Genomic DNA, 18,869 nt, shown 5'->3' on the forward strand with positions numbered 1-18,869 from the left:
CGGCCAGTGCCAGAAGCCGACGCGCCTGCGCCGCATGCTTTGTCGTCTTGGCCAGCTCTCGAAGAGCGGGTCCGTTGAAATCGGAACGAAGCGGGATCGCTGAAGCCATGGCAAACCTCCGTTTGCCATGGCTTCAGACTTCGCCCGCCTTGGGAACCCCTACAGAGTCAGCTATCGCGCACGTTGGTATCAGGCGGACTCCAGCCGCTCGATCGCGCTGACATCGACGTCTCGCTCCGCGTGCCAGGCGTCGTATGCCGCCTGCATGCGCAGCCAGACTGCCGCGCCATCGCCGAAAAGCTTGCCCAGGCGTGCTGCCACCTGCGGCGAAACCGGCTTCTTCTCCCGCATGATGTCGTAGAGATGCTGGCGGGAGATCCCCAGTCGCTCGGCGATCTCGATCCGGGTCTTGCCCGTATCGGCCAGGAGGTCGCCGATCAGCGCTCCCGGATGGGAAGGGCAGCGATTCGGGTCTCTGGTTGCCTTGAATTCGGGCACGTCGTTTACCTCCCATCGGCTATTTGTCGTGATATTGCTCGAAGTCGACGCGGTAGGCGTCGCCGTCTTCGAACTCGAAGGTGACGCACCAGGGGCCGTTGATGTGAACGGTGTACCGCGTTGGATCGAAGCCTTTCAGTGCATGGAAATCGAAACCTGGCAGGTTCATCTCCTCAGGCGACAGGCACGCATCCAGCCGATCGAGGCGGACCAGCAGGCGGCGATGCAGTCTCCTGTCGATCTTGGCCGTTGATCCAGTCGCCCAGAGTTGCGAGAGGGCCTTGTTGCGAAAGCTCCTGATCACCCCCGCAACCCACTCCGTCGTTTGATACGATCACGTTCAAAACGTAAGCGATGTGGCGACATATGTCAACATATGGCTGACGTTTTACGCTTTCACGAGAGAATAGTTCGATGACCCATGCTCCCCAGGCCGGCCTGAAAGTCCTCGAACTTGCCCGCATCCTCGCCGGGCCCTGGATCGGCCAGACACTGGCCGATCTCGGTGCCGACGTGATCAAGGTCGAGAGTCCCGCCGGCGACGACACGCGCGGCTGGGGCCCGCCTTTCGTCGAGCGGAACGGCGAGCGGACGGCGGCCTATTTCCACGCCTGCAACCGCGGCAAGCGCTCGGTTGTCGCCGATTTCGCCACGCCGGAAGGGCAGGCGCTGGTCCGCGGACTTGCCGCCGATGCCGACGTCCTGATCGAGAACTTCAAGGTCGGCGGCCTGGCGAAGTTCGGCCTCGACTACGAGAGCCTGAAGAGGGTCAACCCGCGCCTCGTCTACTGCTCGGTCACCGGCTTCGGCCAGGACGGGCCCTATGCCGGCCGGGCCGGCTACGACTTCATGATCCAGGGCATGGGCGGGGTGATGAGCCTCACCGGCGAACCGGCCGGCGAGCCGCAGAAGATCGGTGTCGCCTTCGCCGACATCTTCACCGGCCTCTACGGCACGATCGCCATCCAGGCGGCGCTTGCCGACCGGGCGCGGACCGGGCAGGGGCAGTATGTCGACATGGCGCTGTTCGACTGCATGGCCGGGGTGCTGGCCAACCAGGCGCTGAACTATCTCGCCTCCGGCATCGTGCCGAGCCGCCTCGGCAACGCCCATCCCAACATCGTGCCCTATCAGGTGTTTCCGGTCGCCGACGGCCATCTGATCATCGCCTGCGGCAACGACCGGCAGTTCGGCCGGCTCTGCGGCGTGCTGGGCGTCGCCGACCTCGCGCTCGACGAGCGCTACCGGAGCAACGAATCGCGCGTCGCCAACCGCGAGACGCTGGTCGCCGCGCTGGCGACGGCGACGGGTCGGTTCGAGCGCGATGCGCTGCTCGCCGGGCTGGAAGCCGTCGGCGTCCCGGCCGGGCCGATCAACGACGTCGCGGAGGTCTTCGCCGATCCGCAGATCGTCCATCGCGGCATGCAGATCGCGCCGGAGGGCCTGCCGGGCGTGCGCACGCCGATCCGCTTCGGCGCGGCGGACCTCTCGCTGGAGCGCCCGGCACCGAGCCTCGGCGAACATCAGGGCGCACGGTTCGGCGACGGCGGCGAACCCAACGCCGGCTGATCGCCTGGGCGCTCGCGCTTGGCCTGCCCTAAAGCTGCGACTCGATCGGCAGGAAGCCGATGATGGCCACCGCCATGCGCCGCCAGACGGTGGTCTCGGGGTCGCGGCGTTCTTCCCGCGCCTCCGGCCCGGTCCCATCCTGCCAGGCCAGCGAGCCGTGCTTCAGCGTCACGCGATAGCTGCTCTGCGGCGCCATCTGCTCCATCACCACCGCGCGAACTTCGCGCGTCAGCGCAGCCTGCCGGAACAGCACGCCCATCTCGGTGTTGAGCGACACCGAGCGCGGATCGAAGTTGAACGAGCCGATGAAGCCGGCCTCGCCATCGACGGTGAACGCCTTGGTGTGGAGGCTCGCCGTGCTCGAGCCGAACAGCGAGATGTCGTCGCGCCGCCTGCGGGGCCGGAGCTCGAACAGCGTGATGCCGCCCTGCAGCAGCGGCGCCCGGTAGTTGGCATAGGCGCCATGCACCGCCGCGACGTCGGTCGCCGCCAGCGAGTTGGTCAGGACGGTGATGTCGACGCCCCTTGCCGCCAGCTCGGTCAGCCGACGGACGCCCTGATAGCCCGGAATGAAGTAGGGCGAGACGATCTCCAGATGCGAGCGGGCAGACAGCACCACCGGGTTGATCTCGTTCCACAGCCAGTTCTTCTGGCCACGGCTATGAGCCTTTTCCGGGGGATCGGAGATCACCCGCGCCTCCGGCGTCCAGTGAAACACTGAAGCGTCGCAGAGCATCTTCTGCGCGCCGCCTTCCTCGCTCAGCCGCCGCATGAAGGGCGCTGCGCGCTCGCTGGCGATCAGCCCAGCCCAGCGCTCCTTCAGCTCGGGCAGGTCGCCCCGGCCGTAGCGCGCCAGCTTGCGGATCGGCAGGACGGCGCTGCTGTTCCAGAAATCGTCGAAGACAGTCGCCGCCTGGTCGACCACGGGCCCGACCGCCAAGAGGTCCATGTCGCGAAAATTCGCCGTGTCGGAGGCGTCGAAATAGGCGTCGCCGACATTGCGCCCGCCGACGATGGCGAGCCTTCCGTCGGCGATCCACGCCTTGTTGTGCATGCGCCGCGTGGCGCTGAACGGGCGCAGCAGCGTCTCGACGCCGCGATGCAGCGCGTTCGAGCGGCTCTTGGCCGGGTTGAACAGCCGCACCTCGACATTGGGATGGCGATCCAGCGCCAGGTAGCTGCGGTCCCTGCCGCGGGTGTTGATGTCGTCGAGCAGCAGCCGCACCCGCACGCCGCGGTCGGCGGCGTCGATGAGCTCGCTGGCCAGGAGCCCGCCGGTCAAATCGTCGAGCCAGTAGTAATATTGCAGGTCGAGGCTCCGCCCGGCGGTGCGGGCGGCCAGCACCCTGGCGGCGAAGGCCCGGGTGCCGCCGGTGATCAGCATCAGCCCGCTTTCGCCCGGATGCCGGCGGAGCATCGCGGCGACGTCCCGGTCTAGCGCCGTGGCATCGTCCTCGGGCGGCAGCGCGAAGGATGGCGTGCCGGGATCGACATGCGCGACACGGCCGAAGGCATAGAAGAAGATCAGGACGGCGAGGACCAGAACGACGACGCATCCCGCGATGATGGCGACGATGCTCATCTCTGCGTCATTCCTGTCTTCATTCGCCTTTTGCCGCAGTGCACGCGGCTGTAAGGGAACATGCGAGTCCGGGGCTCGTTGGGTGGCTTCCAAGGCACGTCGCCTTATAGGAGCAAAGCGCGAGCGTCACCATATCGGTTGCGTCCCGCCCGGTCGGCCCATATGCGTTGCCGTCTGAAATCAGCCGAGAAAACCGTCGTCGGAGTCGTGCCGCATGCGCCGAACCAAGCAGCCGCAACCGGAAAAGTCCAGGAAACTCCGGCCCCTGCTCGTCTCCACGCTGCGCCAGGAGCGCCAGTCCTTCGTTTCCGAAAGCTGCAAGGGCCTCGGCGAGGCGACCACCATCGCCTCCTACAACGTGCACAAATGCGTCGGCGTCGACGGCCGCTTCGATCCCGACCGGACGATTTCGGTCATTCGCGAACTCGATGCCGACCTCGTCGCGCTGCAGGAGGCCGACCAGCGCTTCGGCGAGCGCGCCGGCCTGCTCGACCTGCATTCGCTGGAGCGGCAGACCGGTCTGGTGCCAATCTCACTGCCGATCTCCCAGGGCGGCCACGGCTGGCACGGCAACGTGCTTTTGATCCGCAGCGGCACGGTCACCGCCGCACACCAGCTGTCCCTGCCGGGGGCCGAGCCGCGCGGGGCACTGGTCGTCGAGCTCAAGCTGGAGAGCGGCCCGCTGCGGATCATCGCGGCGCATCTGGGTCTGCTGCGCCGTTCGCGGGCGCTGCAGGCACACACTTTGCTGCAGGCCATCGGGCCGGGCGACGACATGCCGACCCTCCTGATGGGCGATCTCAACGAATGGCGGCTCGGCAAGCGCTCGTCGCTCGCCGGGCTGGAGCCGCATTTCGGCCCGCTGGAAGCGGCGATCCCGAGCTTTCCCTCGCGCTTTCCGCTATGGGCGCTGGACCGGGTCCTCGCCAAGCCGCACGATTTGATCTCCAGCATCGCGGTCCACAACTCGCCAAAGGCGAGGATGGCCTCCGACCATCTGCCGCTCAGGGCCGTTGTCCGGCTCGGCAACCGCTCGGACAGCCAGGCCGAACGCGACGCACTCGCCGCCGTCGCCTGACGGCGTCTCAGACGGCGAGATAGCGCGACAGGATGGCGGGATCGGCGTCGATGGCGGCGAAATCGCCGTCGAAACGGACGGTGCCGGTCTCCAGCAGCACCACCCGATCGGCGATCGTCCGGGCGAAGCCGAGATTCTGCTCCGACAGGAGCACCGCGAGGCCGGCGCGCTTCAGCGTGAGCAGCGCTTCGGCCATCGCCTCGACGATCACCGGCGCGATACCTTCGGACGGCTCGTCCAGCAGCAGCATCGACGGGTTGCCCATCAGCGTGCGGGCGAGCGTCAGCATCTGCTGTTCCCCGCCCGACAGCCGGCCCCCCTTCTGGCCGCGCCGTTCGGCAAGGTTCGGAAACAGCGCATAGAGCCGCTCCGCCGACCAGCCTTCCGCGTCGTCGGCACCAGCCTTTCGCCCGACTTCGAGATTTTCCGCGACCGTCAGGTCCTTGAAGATCCGCCGCTCCTCCGGCACGTAGCCAAGGCCGAGCCGGGCGGCGCGCCAGGGCGCGAGACCGGTGATGTCGTGCCCGGCGAAGGTGACGCGACCCTTGCGGGGCCGGACGAGGCCCATCGCGGTTTTCAGCGTCGTGGTCTTGCCGGCGCCGTTGCGCCCGACGAGAGCCACGACCTCGCCTCTGGCGACGGAAAGCGTCACGCTACGCAGGATGTGCGCCTCGCCGTAGAAGCTGTCGATCGCGTCGAGCTCAAGCATCGGCCTGCCCCATGCTCGCTCCCGACCCGGCTCCGCCGCCGAGATAGACTTCCCGAACCTTGGGATCTTTGCGGATTGCCTCGGCCCCTCCCTCGGCGATCAGCGCGCCGCGGTTCATTACGAGGATCCGGTCGGCATGGGCGAAGACGACGTCCATGTCGTGCTCGGTGAAGAGGACGCTCGGGCCGTCGGCGGCGCTGGCGATCTCTCGCACCAGCGCCATCAGCGCCTGGCGCTCGCCGGGCGCCATGCCGGCGGTCGGCTCGTCCATCAGCAGCAGGCGCGGCTTTCCCGACAGCGCGACGGCGAGTTCCAGCCGCTTGAGGTCGCCGTAAGCGAGCTGCGCGGCGGGACGATCCGCCGCCTCGTCCAGCCCGACGGTTGCCAGCAGCGCATCGGCTGCCGCCGGGTCGAAGGCGACGGCGCGCGTGAACAGGTCGAAGCCGCGGCGCCGATGCGCGATGAGCGCCGTCTGGACGTTCTCGCGCACCGTCATCGAGCCGAAGGTCTGGGTGATCTGGAAGGTGCGCCCGACGCCCTCGCGGGCGATGCGCCGCGTGGGCCAGCCGGTGATGTCCTTGCCGAACAGGCGGATGCTGCCGCGATCCGGCGTCAGCTGGCCGTTGAGCATGTTGAAGCTGGTCGACTTGCCGGCGCCGTTCGGGCCGATCAGCGCCACCATTTCGCCGGGCTCGACCGTGAAGGACAGATCGTCGACGGCGACGACGCCCTGGAACGCCTTGGCGAGGTGGTCGACGGAAAGCACGCTCATGCCGGCGCCGTCGTCTGCCCGCGCCGCCGACGCAGCCGGTCGGCGATCTGGCGGCCGAAGCCGGCGAGGCCGCGCGGCGCGAACAGGCAGACCAGGAGGATCATCCCCCCGAAGATCGAACGCCAGTGGTCGAGCCGGCTGATCCAGTCCTCGATGCCGGTGAAGACCAGCGCGCCGACGATCGGGCCGGACAGCGACTGCACCCCGCCGATCAGCACCATCAGGAGCGCGTCGACCGAGCGGGAGACCGACATCTCGTTGGGAAAGATGCTGCCCTTGGAGAAGACGAAGATCGCCCCGGCCAGCGCCGCGAAGATCCCGGCGAGGACGAAGGCGCCGAGCTGCCAGCGCCGCACGTGGATGCCGAGCGCCTCGGCCCGCAGCGGCGCGTCGCGCCCGGCCCGCAGCACGTAGCCGAACGGCGAATGGGCGATCCGCCGCATCAGCCAGAGCCCGGTCGCCACCAGCGCCAGCGTCATGAGGAAATAGGCCGGGCGGGAGGCGAAGGCGGCATCCGGCCAGACGCCGAGAATGCCGTCGTCGCCGCCGGTGACGCCGCGCCACTGGATCGCCGTCGACCAGAGGATCTGCGCGCCGGCGAGCGTCAGCATGGCGAGATAGACGCCCGAAAGCCGCACGCAGAACCAGCCGAGGAGAAGCGCGCCGCAGCCGCCGACCACGACGCCGAGCGCCATCGCCGGCAGCATCGGCAGGCCGAGCAGCTTGGCCGCCAGCGCCGCGCCATAGGCGCCGAGGCCGAAATAGGCGGCATGGCCGAAGGAGATCAGCCCGCCGACGCCCATCAGCAGCTGCAGGCTGGCGGCAAACAGCGCCGCGACGAGAATGTCGGTCGCCAGCACCAGCGCGAAGCCGGGGGTGGCCAGCGGCAGCAGCGCGAGGGCGATCACGCCGGCGGCAAGCAGCAGGCCGTGGACGCGGCCGGGCAGCCGCAAGGTCGCGCCGCGCTCGGAGGCGGCCGGTGCCGCCAGCGCCTGGCTGCCGAACAGGCCGACCGGCCGGATCACCAGCACCGCCGCCATCACCAGGAACGGCAGCACCATCGCCAGCGTCGGGAAGAATAAGACGCCGAAGGCGTTGGCGACGCCGATCAGCACCGCCGCCGCATAGGCGCCGCCGATGCTGCCGAGGCCGCCGACGACCACCACGACGAAGGCCTCGACGACGACGTCGAGATCCATCGTCAGGCTCACCGTCTCGCGCGGGATCTGCAGCCCGCCGGCGAGGCCGGCCATGAACGCGCCCAGCATGAAGACGCCGGTGAACAGCTTCGCCTCGTCGACGCCGAGCGCCCCCGCCATCTCGCGGTCCTCGGTGGCGGCGCGCACGAGGATGCCCCAGCGCGTCCGGTTGAGCGCCAGCCAGACGAGGCCGAGGACGAGGGGACCCGCGGCGATCAGCACCAGGTCGTATTGCGGCACCGGCTCGCCGAGGATTCGCACCGCGGCGCCGAGCCCCGGCGCGCGCGGCGCCAAGAGGTCGGTCGGCCCCCAGATGGCGAGCGCCGCATCCTGGATGATCAGCAGGACACCGAAGGTCGCGACCAGCTGGTAGAGCTCGGTGGAGGCATAGAGCCGGCGCAGCACGACGATCTCGACCAGCCCGCCGATCAGCGCCACGGCGATCGCGGCGATCAGCACGCCGCCCCAGAAGCCGAGATGCCCGGTCGGGAAATACGTCACCGCCGAATAGGCGATATAGGCGCCGAGCATGAAGAACGAGCCATGCGCGAAATTGACGATCCGCGTCACGCCGAAGATCAGCGACAGGCCCACGGCGACGAGGAACAGCGCCGAGGCGTCGGCGAGGCCCGCGAGCAGCTGCGCGAGAAAGAAGCCGAGCGTCGTCATGCCGTCATCGCCGGCGGGCGAGGCGGGGCCGGTGGCTCATTCGGCCGGCCGCAGCGCCCTTGCCGCCTCGTCGGTCGGCAGATAGTCGGCGCCGTCGGCATAGCGCCAGTCGACCATGACGCCCTTGCCGTCCTCGACCGCGGTCTTGCCGACCCAGGCGCCCATCGTCGACTGGTGGTCCGAGGCGCGGTAGCGGAAAGTGCCGGAGGGCGCATCCACCACTTCGAGCTCCTCGAACGCGTCGACCAGCGCCTCGGCGTCTTCCGAGCCCGCCTTGCGCAGGGCCGCGGCGAGCGACAGCATCGAGTTGTAGCCGACCAGCGAGCCGGCATAGGGGTGTTCGCCGTAGGCCGCCTCGTAGGCTTCGGCGAAGGCCTTATGCTCGGGCGTGTCGATCGCGTACCAGGGATAGCCGGTGACGATCCAGCCTTCCGGCGCCTCGGCGCCCAGCGGCTCGAGATATTCCGGTTCGCCCGACAGGAGGCTGACCACGTCGCGGTCCTCGAACAGGCCGCGGATTTCGCCCTCGCGCACGAATTTGGCGAGGTCGCCGCCGAAGGTGACGTTGAAGATCGCGTCCGGCTTCATCGCCTCCAGCGCGCGTACGGTCGGGCCGGCGTCGATCTTGCCCTGCGGCGGCCACTGCTCGCCGACGAACTCGACATCCGGCTTGCGCTTGAGGAGCTCGGCCTTGAAAGCCGTCACGGCGTCGGTGCCGTAGGCGTAGTTTGGCGCGACGATCGCCCAGCGCGTGGCGTCGAGCTTGGCGGCTTCCTCGGCCAGCATTGCCGACTGCATCGCCGTCGAGGGGCGCAGGCGGAACGTGTAGCGGTTGCCGGCCGACCAGACGATGGCGTCGGCCAGCGGCTCGGTGGCGAGGTAGGGCACCTTTCGCTGCTTGGCGAAATCGGTGAGCGCGAGGCCCACATTGGAGAAGAAGCCGCCCCAGATCACAGCGACGCGGTCGGAGGAAACGAACTCCTCGGCAATGCGGATGGCGTCGCCCGGCTGGGCGTTGTCGTCGCGGCTGATCACTTCGATCGGCCGTCCGTCGATACCGCCGTCGGCGTTGATCTGGTCGAGCGCCAGCTGCCAGCCCTTGCGATAGGGCAGGGTGAAGGCCGGCAGCGCGGTGTAGCTGTTCATCTCGCCGAGCCGGATCGGCTCCTGCGCGCTCGCCGCCGCCGGCAGCCACGCCAGCATCGCCGCCGCGCCCGCCATAATGATGCTGCGTCTGGTGGTCATGGCTCTCTCCCCGTCGCGGAATGCTCCCTTGCGTCATGGCGCAGTTGCGCGTGTCCCGCAAGCCGATCGCGCCGTGGCGGCGTAGCGTCGCCGGTGGTCGGCGTCAGCCCGGCGCATGGTCCGGCCGTTAACCATCGCTTAACCGATCGCCGTTTACATGAAGTTCTAACCGAAAATTAACCGAGATGACCAAGAGCTTAACCGACACCCGCCCGATACGCCTGAAGGGTCGCTCGTTCCTGGCCCTCGTCCTGTCGCCCGAGCTGCCCTTCGACGGCTGGCTGGCGCGGCTGGACGATCTGGCCTCGCGTTCCACCGGCTTCTTCCTCGGCCGTCCGATCGTCCTCGACGTCGAGGGCCTGGAGATCAGCCAGGAGCAGCTGAAGGATTTGATCGGCGAACTCGGCGAGCGCAGCGTCCGCATCATGGGCATCGAGGGTGCCCGATCGTCGCTGCTGGGCATCGGCATGCCGCCGGCGATGAAGGGCGGGCGGCCCGCCGCCGATTTCGAGGCCCCGGCAGCCGAAGCCGCGCCGGCCGAGACGAGCGACGCGAAGGCCGGCACGGCGCCCGTGGCCAAGGCGGAGCCGCAGGTGCAGCGGCCCGCCGCCTCGATCATCGTCACCCAGCCGGTGCGCTCCGGCCAGTCGATCATCTTCCCGGAAGGCGACGTGACGATCCTCGGTTCGGTCGCGTCCGGTGCGGAGATCGTCGCCGGGGGCTCGATCCACATCTACGGCGCGCTCCGCGGGCGGGCGATGGCCGGTTCGGTCGGCAATGCCGATGCCCGCATTTTCTGCCGCAAGCTCGAGGCCGAGCTTCTGGCGATCGACGGTCTCTACAAGATGGTCGACGACATGGACGCCAAACTCAGGGGGCAGGCCGTCCAGGTCTGGCTCGAAGGCGATACGATCAAGGCCGAGACCGTCGCCTGACGGCGCGGTCGGTATGAGGAGAACAAGATGGCAAAAGTAATCGTCGTGACATCGGGCAAGGGAGGCGTCGGCAAGACGACGTCGACCGCCGCGCTCGGGGCGGCACTGGCGCAGCGCGGCGAAAAGACCGTCGTGGTCGATTTCGACGTCGGCCTGCGCAATCTCGACCTGGTGATGGGCGCCGAGCGCCGCGTCGTCTACGACCTCATCAACGTCGTCCAGGGCGATGCCAAGCTGCCGCAGGCGCTGATCCGCGACAAGCGGCTGGAGACGCTGTTCCTGCTGCCCGCATCCCAGACCCGCGACAAGGACAACCTCACCTCCGAGGGCGTCGAGCGGGTGATGAACGAGCTGCGGGCAAGCTTCGACTGGATCATCTGCGACAGCCCGGCCGGCATCGAGCGCGGCGCGACGCTGGCGATGCGCCATGCCGACGTCGCGGTGGTCGTGACCAATCCGGAAGTCTCCTCGGTGCGCGATTCCGATCGCATCATCGGCCTGCTCGATTCCAAGACCGCCAAGGCCGAGCGCGGCGAGCGGATGGAAAAGCACCTGCTGCTGACCCGCTACGACGCCAACCGCGCCGAGCGCGGCGACATGCTGAAGGTCGACGACGTCCTCGAGATCCTGTCGATCCCGCTGCTCGGCATCATCCCGGAAAGCATGGACGTCCTGCGCGCCTCCAACCTCGGCACGCCGGTGACGCTCAGCGACGGCAACAGCGCCCCGGCGCTGGCCTACAAGGATGCCGCACGGCGCCTCGCCGGCGAGCAGGTTCCGATGACGATTCCCGGCGAGAAGCGGGGGATCTTCGGCAAGATCTTCGGGCGGAGGGCCGCATGAACCTCTTCAGCTTCTTCAGCAAGCAGACATCCGCGCCGATGGCGCGCGAGCGCCTGCAGGTGCTGCTCGCCCACGAGCGCGCGTCGGTCGGCCATTCCGATCTCGTCGGGCTCCTGCGCGAGGAAATCCTCGCCGTCATCGCCAAGCACGTCCAGGTCGACCGCGAGAAGGTGATCGTCAAGATGGATCGCGGGGAACAGGTCTCGACCCTCGAGGTCGATATCGAGATCCCCGTGACCGCGAGTGTGCGGGCGGCCTGACGGCGTCCGCCCAACGCGCCTTCGTGCCGCCCGCGACGCGGCATGAAGGCGCCGATATCAAAGGAGATCGATCATGAGCCGAGCTACGCTCCTCGAACGCCTGCAGGAACTGCAGCGACTGCCGAAGTTCCAGAACCGCGACATCAAGTCGATCAGCGCCATCCTCTCCAACGAGGCGCTCGCCAAGCATATCGAAGCCTGCGAGCAGACCGCCGCGCGCTGAGCCGCGATCGCGACGACTGACAGACGAGCGGCCCGGGCTTCATCGCCCGGGCCGCTTGGCGTTCGGGCCCTTGATGCTGCGGCGAAATGACTTGCGCGGCCAAGACCGATCGTTACTGTCGCCGACTGACCGGGAGCACGGGGAATCGTGCGCCGGTCGAAGGACGGTTCCCCGGCTGCAAAACGGCTGGGGCGAAGAGGGAATGCGACGGGCCGACCCAATCAGGGGGTCCATATCGCAGCCGACCCCGCGACTGTAGAGCGGCGAGGTCGTCACCACCGGACGTGCCAATTCATTGGCCCGACCGGAAAGCCACTGGAGCCTTCAAGCTCCGGGAAGGCGAGGCGACGACCGATGACCCGCGAGCCAGGAGACCTGCCGTCCAACGCCAGAGCCTACAGGACGGGCGTTCCTGTCGGACCCGTGTTTCGATCCGCCGGACCGCTTGTCCGGTGGAGCTATGGGGGAAACGCGCCGGTTCGACGGAATGCCTGCGTCCAAATCAACTGGACACGGGAGTTGTCTGATGCCGAACCTCAATCGCCTCGCCTTCGCGGGGCTGCTCACCCTTCTGCCCTCCGCCGCCTTCGCCCACCATCCGGGCGGTGGCATGGCGCCGCAGAGCGCCATCGACGGCTTGCTGTCGGGCCTTGCCCATCCGGTGATCGGCCTGGACCATCTCGCCTTCATCGTCGGCGTCGGCCTGCTGGCGGCGCTGACCGCGCACCGTTTCCTCGCGCCGCTGCTGTTCGTCGGGGCGACCGTCGCCGGCACGCTGCTGCATCTGATGGCCTTCGACCTGCCGGCCGCCGAATTCGTCATTGCGCTGTCGGTCGCCGCCATCGGCGTCCTGGCACTGTCCGGCCGCAACTACGGCATGCTGGTGACCGGCGGGCTCTTCGCCGTCGCCGGCCTGTTCCATGGCTATGCCTATGGCGAGGCCGTGGTCGGCTCGGAATCCGGTGCGGTGATCGCCTATCTCGTCGGCTTTGCCGCTATCCAGTACGTCGTTGCCATCGCCGCCGGCCATGTCGCGGTGAAGCTTCTCGGCGAGGGCCGCGCGGCGCGCGAGAATTTCGGCCTCAGGATCGGCGGCGGTGTCGTCGCCGGCGCCGGGGCGATCATCCTCGGCGAGCAGATGCTGGCGATCGTCGGCCTTGCCGGCTGAGCCAGGCGCGGCAAGCCGCTCGGTCTTCGTCCTCGGCGGCGCGCGCTCCGGCAAGAGCGCCTTCGCCGAGCGTCGCATCGTCGAGAGCGGCCTTGCACCGGTCTATCTCGCCACCGGCCAGGCGTTCGATGCCGAGATGAAGGCACGGATCGGCGCGCACCAGGCGCGCCGGTCGGCTTCCTGGCGGACCGTCGAGGCGCCGCTCGACCTCGTTGCGGCGATCGAGCGGGAGGCGGCGCCGGAGACGGCACTGCTCGTCGACTGCCTGACCCTGTGGGTCACCAATCTGATGCTCGCCGAGCGCGACGTCGACGCCGAGTCCGAGCGCCTCGGCGAATGCCTGCGGGCCCGGCCGAAGGGGCTGGTCGTCCTCGTCTCGAACGAGGTCGGGCTGTCGATCGTGCCGGAAAATGCCATGGCCCGGCGCTTCCGCGACCACGCCGGGCGCCTCCACCAGATCGTCGCGGCCGCCTGTGACGAAGCGATCTTCATCGCAGCCGGGCTGCCGCTCCAATTGAAGGGTTGAACCCATGCAGAAAATCCCCGCGACCGTCATCACCGGCTTCCTCGGCGCCGGCAAGACCACGCTGATCCGCAACCTCCTGCAGAATGCCGGCGGCCGGAAGATCGCGCTGATCATCAACGAGTTCGGCGATCTCGGCGTCGACGGCGACATCCTCACCGGCTGCGGCATCGAGACCTGCACCGAGGACGACGTCATCGAGCTGACCAATGGCTGCATCTGCTGCACCGTCGCCGACGACTTCATCCCGACGATGACCAAGCTGCTCGCAAGAGACCGGCTGCCCGACCACATCGTCATCGAGACCTCGGGCCTTGCACTGCCGCAGCCGCTGGTCGCCGCCTTCAACTGGCCGGAGGTAAAGACCCGCGTGACCGTCGACGGCGTGGTGACGGTGATCGACACCGCCGCCGTCGCCGAAGGCCGCTTCGCCGACGACGAGGACAAGGTCGCCGCCGCCCGCATCGCCGATACGAGCCTCGACCACGACAACCCGCTGGAGGAGCTCTTCGAGGACCAGATCCGCGCCGCCGACCTGATCGTCCTCAACAAGGCCGATCTCGTCGACGCGGCAACGCTGGAGCGTGTGCGCGCCGAAATCGCCGGGCAGGCGGCGGCCGGCGTCAAGATCGTCAGCGCCGAAGCCGGGCATTTGCCGGCCGACGTGCTGCTCGGCATCGCCGCCGGCACCGAGGACCTCATCGCCGAGCGCAAGTCGCATCACGAGATCGAGCACGAGGCGGACGGCGCCGAGCATGACCACGACGAGTTCGAGAGCTTCGTCGTCGACGCCGGCAGCGTCGTGGATCCAAAAGCTTTCGCCGACGGCCTCGCCGGCCTGATCGCGACCCACGACATATTGCGCGTTAAGGGCTTCGCCGAGGTGCCGGGCAAGGCGATGCGCCTCGTCGTCCAGGCCGTCGGCCAGCGGATCGAGACCTATTTCGACCGGCCGTGGAAGTTCGGCGAGACTCGCGCCACGCGGCTCGTGGTCATCGGCCTGCATGACGGGCTGGACGCGGCGACCTGCGGGGCGATCACGGCGGCGATACGCGGCCTGACCGACGACGCGGCGCGGGACGCCGCCGAGTAGGAGCAGCTCTTGCACCTTCTCCTTGCCCAACAGGGCACGATCGACGACGGCGGCGAGGCGATCGATCTCGGCCAGTCGCCGGCCGACGTCGTCGTCCTGTCGGCGGCCGACACCGAGATCGCCGGCCTCGCCTTCGCCGCACGGCGCCTCGGCGACGCGGCGCCCTCGCTCCGGCTCGCCAATCTCCTGCGGCTGAAGCACCCGATGTCGGTCGACGTCCATGTCGAGCGCACCCTCCGCCACGCCAAGCTGGTCGTCGTGCGCCTGCTCGGCGGCGCCGCCTACTGGCCCTACGGCCTCGACGCGCTGCTCGCCAACGCGCAGGCGACGGGCGGCCAGCTCGTCGTGCTGCCCGGCGACGACAAGCTGGACCCCGGCCTCGACCGCTATTCGACCGTGTCGCCGGTGATCCGCGACCGGCTCTGGGCCTATCTCGTCGAGGGAGGTGCCGCCAACGCCGACAATTTCCTCCTGTCGCTGCGCTCGCTGCTCGATGGCGGGGAAGCGCCGGCGGACGCCCAGCCGCTGCTGAAGGCCGGGGTGCTGGAACTCGGGGCCGCATCTGGCGTCGGCGACTGGCCGATCTCCCCCCTTGTGGGGGAGATGTCCGGCAGGACAGAGGAGGGTACGTCCTCCGCCGACCTCAGTTCAACGAAGGAAGTACTCGAGCGCAAGGAGGGCGGCATGCCAGCCGCTCCAGCCGAACCGGCCAGCGACGCCCACCCCCCTCTGCCTGCCGGCATCTCCCCCACAAGGGGGGAGATCGACGGTGGTGAGGCCAGCGGGTTTGCCTCAGCCGCCGAGCCTGACGTCGAAGATGCCGAGCCCCGCGATGAGCTGATCTCCCCCCTTGTGGGGGAGATGGGCGGCAGCCCAGAGGGGGGTACGTCCTTCAAAGCTGTCGAAGTGGCGCAGGACGCGCCTCACGCCCCAGATCGAGCGCAGAACGCTGCCCCCGAAAAACCCCTCGCGGCCATCGTCTGCTACCGGGCGCTGGCGCAGAGCGGGCAGACCGAACCGGTGGAAGCGCTGGCGCGGGCGCTCGCCGAACGCGGGCTCGACGTCTTGCCGGTGTTTATCTCCAGCCTCAAGGATCCGGTCTCGGTGGCGACGCTGCGGGCGCTGTTCGCCCGCCGGGCGCCGGCCGTGGTGATCAACCTCACCGGTTTCGCCGTCTCCTCGCCCGGCGGCGAGCGGGTGCCGACGGTGCTGGAGGAGCAGGGCGCGGTGGTGTTGCAGGCGGTGCTCGCCAGCGGCTCGCGCGAGTCCTGGCAGGCTTCGCCGCAGGGCCTGTCGGCGCGGGACCTGGCGATGAACGTCGCGCTCCCCGAAGTCGACGGAAGGGTGCTGAGCCGCGCCATCGCCTTCAAGTCGGCGGGCGACTGGGACGCGCTGACCGAGACCGACATCGTCGCCCATCGCGCGCTGCCCGACCGGATCGCCTTCGTCGCCGAGCTCGCGGCGCGCTGGGCAAGGCTGCGCGGCAAGGCAGCGGCGGAGCGGCGCGTCGCGATCCTCCTCGCCAACTACCCCAACCGCGACGGCCGGCTCGGCAACGGCGTCGGGCTGGACACGCCGGCCGGCACGATCGAGTTGCTGCGCGCCATGGCGGACGCCGGCTACGCCGTCTCGGGCATCCCCGCGAACGGCGACGCGCTGATCGACCATCTGATGGCCGGGCCGACCAATGCCGGCACCGTGGCGCGGACGATCCGCGAGACGCTGTCGCTGGGTGCCTACCGCCGGTTCTTCGCGACGCTGCCGCAACCCCTGCAGGACGCAGCCACCGCCCGCTGGGGCGATCCCGAGAACGATCCCTCCGTGGTCGAGCGCCCGCAGGGCCTCGCCTTCGCGCTGCCGCTGGCGCGCTTCGGCGAGACGCTCGTCGGCATCCAGCCGGCGCGCGGCTACAATATCGACCCGAAGGAGACCTACCACTCCCCCGACCTCGTGCCGCCGCACAATTACCTCGCGCTCTATGCCTTCCTGCGGACCGAGTACGGCGCCGACGCCATCGTCCACATGGGCAAGCACGGCAATCTCGAATGGCTGCCCGGCAAGGCGCTGGCGCTGTCGGCCGAATGCTGGCCGGAGGCGGTGCTGGGACCGCTGCCGCATCTTTACCCGTTCATCGTCAACGATCCGGGCGAGGGGACGCAGGCCAAGCGCCGCGCCTCGGCGGTGATCATCGACCACCTGACGCCGCCCTTGACCCGCGCCGAGAGCTATGGCCCGCTCAAGGATCTCGAGGCCCTTGTCGACGAATACTACCAGGCCGCCGGCAGCGACCCGCGCCGCCTCGAGCTGCTGAAGGGCCGCATCCTCGACCTCGTCCGCGACATCGGCCTCGACCACGACGCCGGCATCGGGATCGACGACGGCGCGGCGGCGGCGCTGGCGAAGCTCGACGCCTATCTCTGCGACCTCAAGGAAATGCAGATCCGCGACGGGCTGCACGTCTTCGGCCTGGCACCGGAGGGCAGGCTGCTGACCGACCTCGTCGTGGCACTCGCCCGCCTGCCGCGCGGGATTTCGGCGGCGGATGCTTCGCTGCACCGGGCGCTGGCGGCGGATGTGCTGTCTCGTACGACGTCAGAGCGCGGTGGTGCGCCTTACCCCCCTCTGCCTGCCGGCTTTGGGGACGAGCCACGCGTCTCGTCCCGTCCTTCGGACCCCGCCACAAGGGGGAAGATCGAAGGGGGCGAGGACTGTGGGTTTGCCTCGTCCGCCGAGCAGCAGACCAAAAGCGCTGAGGCCGGCAACAAGCCGATCTCCCCCCTTGTGGGGGAGATGTCCGGCAGGACAGAGGGGGGTATGGCACCCGCCAACCTCAGCCGATCCGAGCAACCGACTAAACGCGCTGCGGCTAGTAAACTGGCCGTCCCGGCCGAGCAGGCCAGCGAAGCCCACCCCCCTCTGCCTGCCGGCATCTCCCCCACAAGGGGGGAGATCGATCATGACCAGGGCAGCACCATCCCCTTCGACCCGCTCGACTGCGACATGGCCGCCGCATGGACCGGCCCCCGTCCACCCCTCCTGCAAGCCCTGTCCCCCGACCCCTGGCGCAGCAACGGCGACACGGTCGAGCGCCTCGAACTGCTGGCCGCAAGCCTCGTCGCCGGCGACACCACGCCCGAGCACCACTGGACCGCCACCACTGCCGTCCTTGCCGAGATCGACGCGCGGCTGCGCCCCGCCGTCACGAGCTCCGGTCCCGCCGAGATCGCCGGGCTGCTCGCGGGGCTCGCCGGAAGCTTCGTCGCGCCCGGTCCCTCCGGCGCGCCGACGCGCGGGCGGCCGGACGTCTTGCCCACCGGCCGCAATTTCTACTCCGTCGACACCAGAGCCGTGCCGACCGAGGCCGCCTGGGATCTCGGCCGCCGTTCGGCGGAGCTGCTTGTCACGCGCCATCTGCAGGACAATGGCGACTGGCCGCGGTCGATCGGCATCACCGCCTGGGGCACGTCGAACATGCGCACCGGCGGCGACGACATCGCCCAGGCCTTCGCGCTGATCGGCGCGAGGCCCGTCTGGGATCGCGCCTCGCGGCGCGTCACCGGCTACGAAATCATCACGCTGGCCGAACTCGGCCGCCCGCGTGTCGACGTCACCTTGCGCATTTCCGGCTTCTTCCGCGACGCCTTCCCCGACCAGATCGCGCTGTTCGACCGGGCGGCGCGGGCGGTCGGCGCGCTGGAGGAGCCGGCCGAGGAAAACCCCGTCGCTTCCCGCATGGCGGAAGAGCGCGCGGCGCTGGTCGCCTCGGGCGTGCCCGAACCCGAAGCCGCGCGGCGCGCCGGCTTCCGGGTCTTCGGCTCGATGCCCGGCGCCTACGGGGCGGGGCTGCAGGCGCTGATCGACGAGAAGGGCTGGACCGACAAGGCAGATCTTGCCGAGAGTTATCTCGTCTGGGGCTCGTATGCCTACGGCGCCGGCACGGAGGGCGAGGCCGACCGGCAGGGCTTCGAGGCGCGGCTCGCGACCGTCGAAGCCGTCGTGCAGAACCAGGACAACCGCGAGCACGATCTGCTCGACAGCGACGACTACTACCAGTTCGAGGGGGGCATGACCGCGGCGGTGGAGCATGTCTCCGGCCGGCGGCCGGTCGTCTACCACAACGACCATTCGCGCCCCGAGCGGCCGGTGGTCCGCACGCTGGAGGAGGAGATCGGCCGGGTCGTCAGGGCGCGGGTGGTCAATCCGAAATGGATTGCCGGCGTCATGCGCCACGGCTACAAGGGGGCCTTCGAGATCGCCGCCACCGTCGACTACATGTTCGCCTTCGCCGCCACCACGGGCGCCGTCCGCGACCATCACTTCGAGGCGGCCTATCGCGCCTTCGTCATCGACGAACGGGTGCGGGCATTCCTGCAGGACCATAATCCGCATGCCTTCCGCGACCTGTGCGACAGGTTCGCCGAAGCCATCGACCGGGGCCTGTGGAAACCGCGCTCGAACTCGGTGGCGGCAACGCTCCAGAGCGCTCCTTCGTGAGCAGACAGG

Annotated in this window: 17 protein-coding genes and 1 riboswitch; of the genes, 10 read left to right on the plus strand and 7 right to left on the minus strand. The window is 69.1% G+C overall.

What is annotated here, in order from left to right; translation table 11 throughout:
• Window positions 1-189 precede the first annotated feature (189 nt).
• Entirely contained in the window at window positions 190-498 is a 309-nt protein-coding gene (locus GTW51_RS13385) for a HigA family addiction module antitoxin (RefSeq protein WP_163044446.1), read from the minus strand.
• A gap of 19 nt (window positions 499-517) precedes the next feature.
• Window positions 518-802, minus strand: a complete 285-nt coding sequence (locus tag GTW51_RS13390) for a type II toxin-antitoxin system RelE/ParE family toxin (protein ID WP_163044447.1) — start codon at window positions 800-802, stop codon at window positions 518-520.
• 110 nt (window positions 803-912) lie between these two features.
• Between GTW51_RS13390 and GTW51_RS13395 the strand changes: the two genes are divergently transcribed.
• Window positions 913-2,067: a CaiB/BaiF CoA transferase family protein gene (locus tag GTW51_RS13395; RefSeq protein ID WP_163044448.1), complete on the plus strand. Its 1,155-nt coding sequence runs from the start codon at window positions 913-915 to the stop codon at window positions 2,065-2,067.
• A gap of 28 nt (window positions 2,068-2,095) precedes the next feature.
• Here the strand turns inward: GTW51_RS13395 and GTW51_RS13400 are convergent, their stop codons facing one another.
• Entirely contained in the window at window positions 2,096-3,649 is a 1,554-nt protein-coding gene (locus GTW51_RS13400; protein ID WP_163044449.1) for a phospholipase D family protein, read from the minus strand.
• A gap of 214 nt (window positions 3,650-3,863) precedes the next feature.
• Here GTW51_RS13400 and GTW51_RS13405 point away from each other — a divergent pair, with 214 nt between their 5' ends.
• Window positions 3,864-4,727 carry an endonuclease/exonuclease/phosphatase family protein gene (locus GTW51_RS13405; RefSeq protein ID WP_163044450.1) on the plus strand — a complete coding sequence of 288 codons (864 nt, stop codon included), beginning with the start codon at window positions 3,864-3,866 and terminating at the stop codon, window positions 4,725-4,727.
• 7 nt (window positions 4,728-4,734) lie between these two features.
• Here the strand turns inward: GTW51_RS13405 and GTW51_RS13410 are convergent, their stop codons facing one another.
• Genes GTW51_RS13410 through GTW51_RS13425 form a run of 4 tightly spaced genes read right to left on the minus strand, consistent with a single transcriptional unit; the run spans window position 4,735 to window position 9,321 of the window.
• Entirely contained in the window at window positions 4,735-5,436 is a 702-nt protein-coding gene (locus tag GTW51_RS13410; protein ID WP_163044451.1) for an ABC transporter ATP-binding protein, read from the minus strand.
• The gene (locus GTW51_RS13415) at window positions 5,429-6,208 is read right to left on the minus strand and encodes an ABC transporter ATP-binding protein (protein WP_163044452.1); all 780 of its coding nucleotides are present in this window, start codon (window positions 6,206-6,208) and stop codon (window positions 5,429-5,431) included. Before GTW51_RS13415 ends, GTW51_RS13410 begins: the two co-directional genes overlap by 8 nt.
• Window positions 6,205-8,076 carry an ABC transporter permease gene (locus tag GTW51_RS13420; RefSeq protein WP_163044453.1) on the minus strand — a complete coding sequence of 624 codons (1,872 nt, stop codon included), beginning with the start codon at window positions 8,074-8,076 and terminating at the stop codon, window positions 6,205-6,207. The genes GTW51_RS13415 and GTW51_RS13420 overlap by 4 nt, the downstream gene beginning before the upstream one ends.
• 36 nt (window positions 8,077-8,112) lie before the next feature.
• A complete protein-coding gene (locus tag GTW51_RS13425) occupies window positions 8,113-9,321 on the minus strand; it encodes an ABC transporter substrate-binding protein (RefSeq protein ID WP_163044454.1) in 1,209 nt (402 codons plus the stop codon).
• Window positions 9,322-9,506: 185 nt separating this feature from the next.
• On the opposite strand from GTW51_RS13425, the gene minC reads away from it, so the two are divergent.
• The 8 genes from minC (at window position 9,507) to GTW51_RS13460 (ending at window position 18,860) form a co-directional block, all read left to right on the plus strand.
• Window positions 9,507-10,256 (plus strand): septum site-determining protein MinC, encoded by a 750-nt coding sequence (gene minC, locus GTW51_RS13430; RefSeq protein ID WP_163044455.1) that lies wholly within the window; start codon window positions 9,507-9,509, stop codon window positions 10,254-10,256.
• A gap of 27 nt (window positions 10,257-10,283) precedes the next feature.
• On the plus strand, window positions 10,284-11,099 hold the full coding sequence (gene minD / locus GTW51_RS13435) for a septum site-determining protein MinD (RefSeq protein ID WP_163044456.1): 816 nt from the start codon (window positions 10,284-10,286) through the stop codon (window positions 11,097-11,099).
• On the plus strand, window positions 11,096-11,359 hold the full coding sequence (minE, locus tag GTW51_RS13440; RefSeq protein WP_163044457.1) for a cell division topological specificity factor MinE: 264 nt from the start codon (window positions 11,096-11,098) through the stop codon (window positions 11,357-11,359). The genes minD and minE overlap by 4 nt, the downstream gene beginning before the upstream one ends.
• A 73-nt stretch (window positions 11,360-11,432) precedes the next feature.
• On the plus strand, window positions 11,433-11,582 hold the full coding sequence (locus GTW51_RS23560; protein ID WP_183209740.1) for a hypothetical protein: 150 nt from the start codon (window positions 11,433-11,435) through the stop codon (window positions 11,580-11,582).
• Between the two features lie 147 nt (window positions 11,583-11,729).
• Window positions 11,730-11,979, plus strand: a riboswitch (cobalamin riboswitch).
• A 129-nt stretch (window positions 11,980-12,108) separates the two neighbouring features.
• A complete protein-coding gene (locus GTW51_RS13445) occupies window positions 12,109-12,750 on the plus strand; it encodes a HupE/UreJ family protein (RefSeq protein ID WP_163044458.1) in 642 nt (213 codons plus the stop codon).
• Window positions 12,740-13,276: a bifunctional adenosylcobinamide kinase/adenosylcobinamide-phosphate guanylyltransferase gene (gene cobU, locus GTW51_RS13450; RefSeq protein ID WP_163044459.1), complete on the plus strand. Its 537-nt coding sequence runs from the start codon at window positions 12,740-12,742 to the stop codon at window positions 13,274-13,276. The genes GTW51_RS13445 and cobU overlap by 11 nt, the downstream gene beginning before the upstream one ends.
• Window positions 13,277-13,280: 4 nt before the next feature.
• The gene (cobW, locus tag GTW51_RS13455; protein ID WP_163044460.1) at window positions 13,281-14,366 is read left to right on the plus strand and encodes a cobalamin biosynthesis protein CobW; all 1,086 of its coding nucleotides are present in this window, start codon (window positions 13,281-13,283) and stop codon (window positions 14,364-14,366) included.
• 9 nt (window positions 14,367-14,375) lie between these two features.
• Window positions 14,376-18,860, plus strand: coding sequence for a cobaltochelatase subunit CobN (locus GTW51_RS13460; protein WP_163044461.1), 4,485 nt, complete (start codon window positions 14,376-14,378; stop codon window positions 18,858-18,860).
• Window positions 18,861-18,869 lie beyond the last annotated feature (9 nt).

The organism is Aurantimonas aggregata, assembly GCF_010500835.1.
Lineage (GTDB): Bacteria > Pseudomonadota > Alphaproteobacteria > Rhizobiales > Rhizobiaceae > Aurantimonas > Aurantimonas aggregata.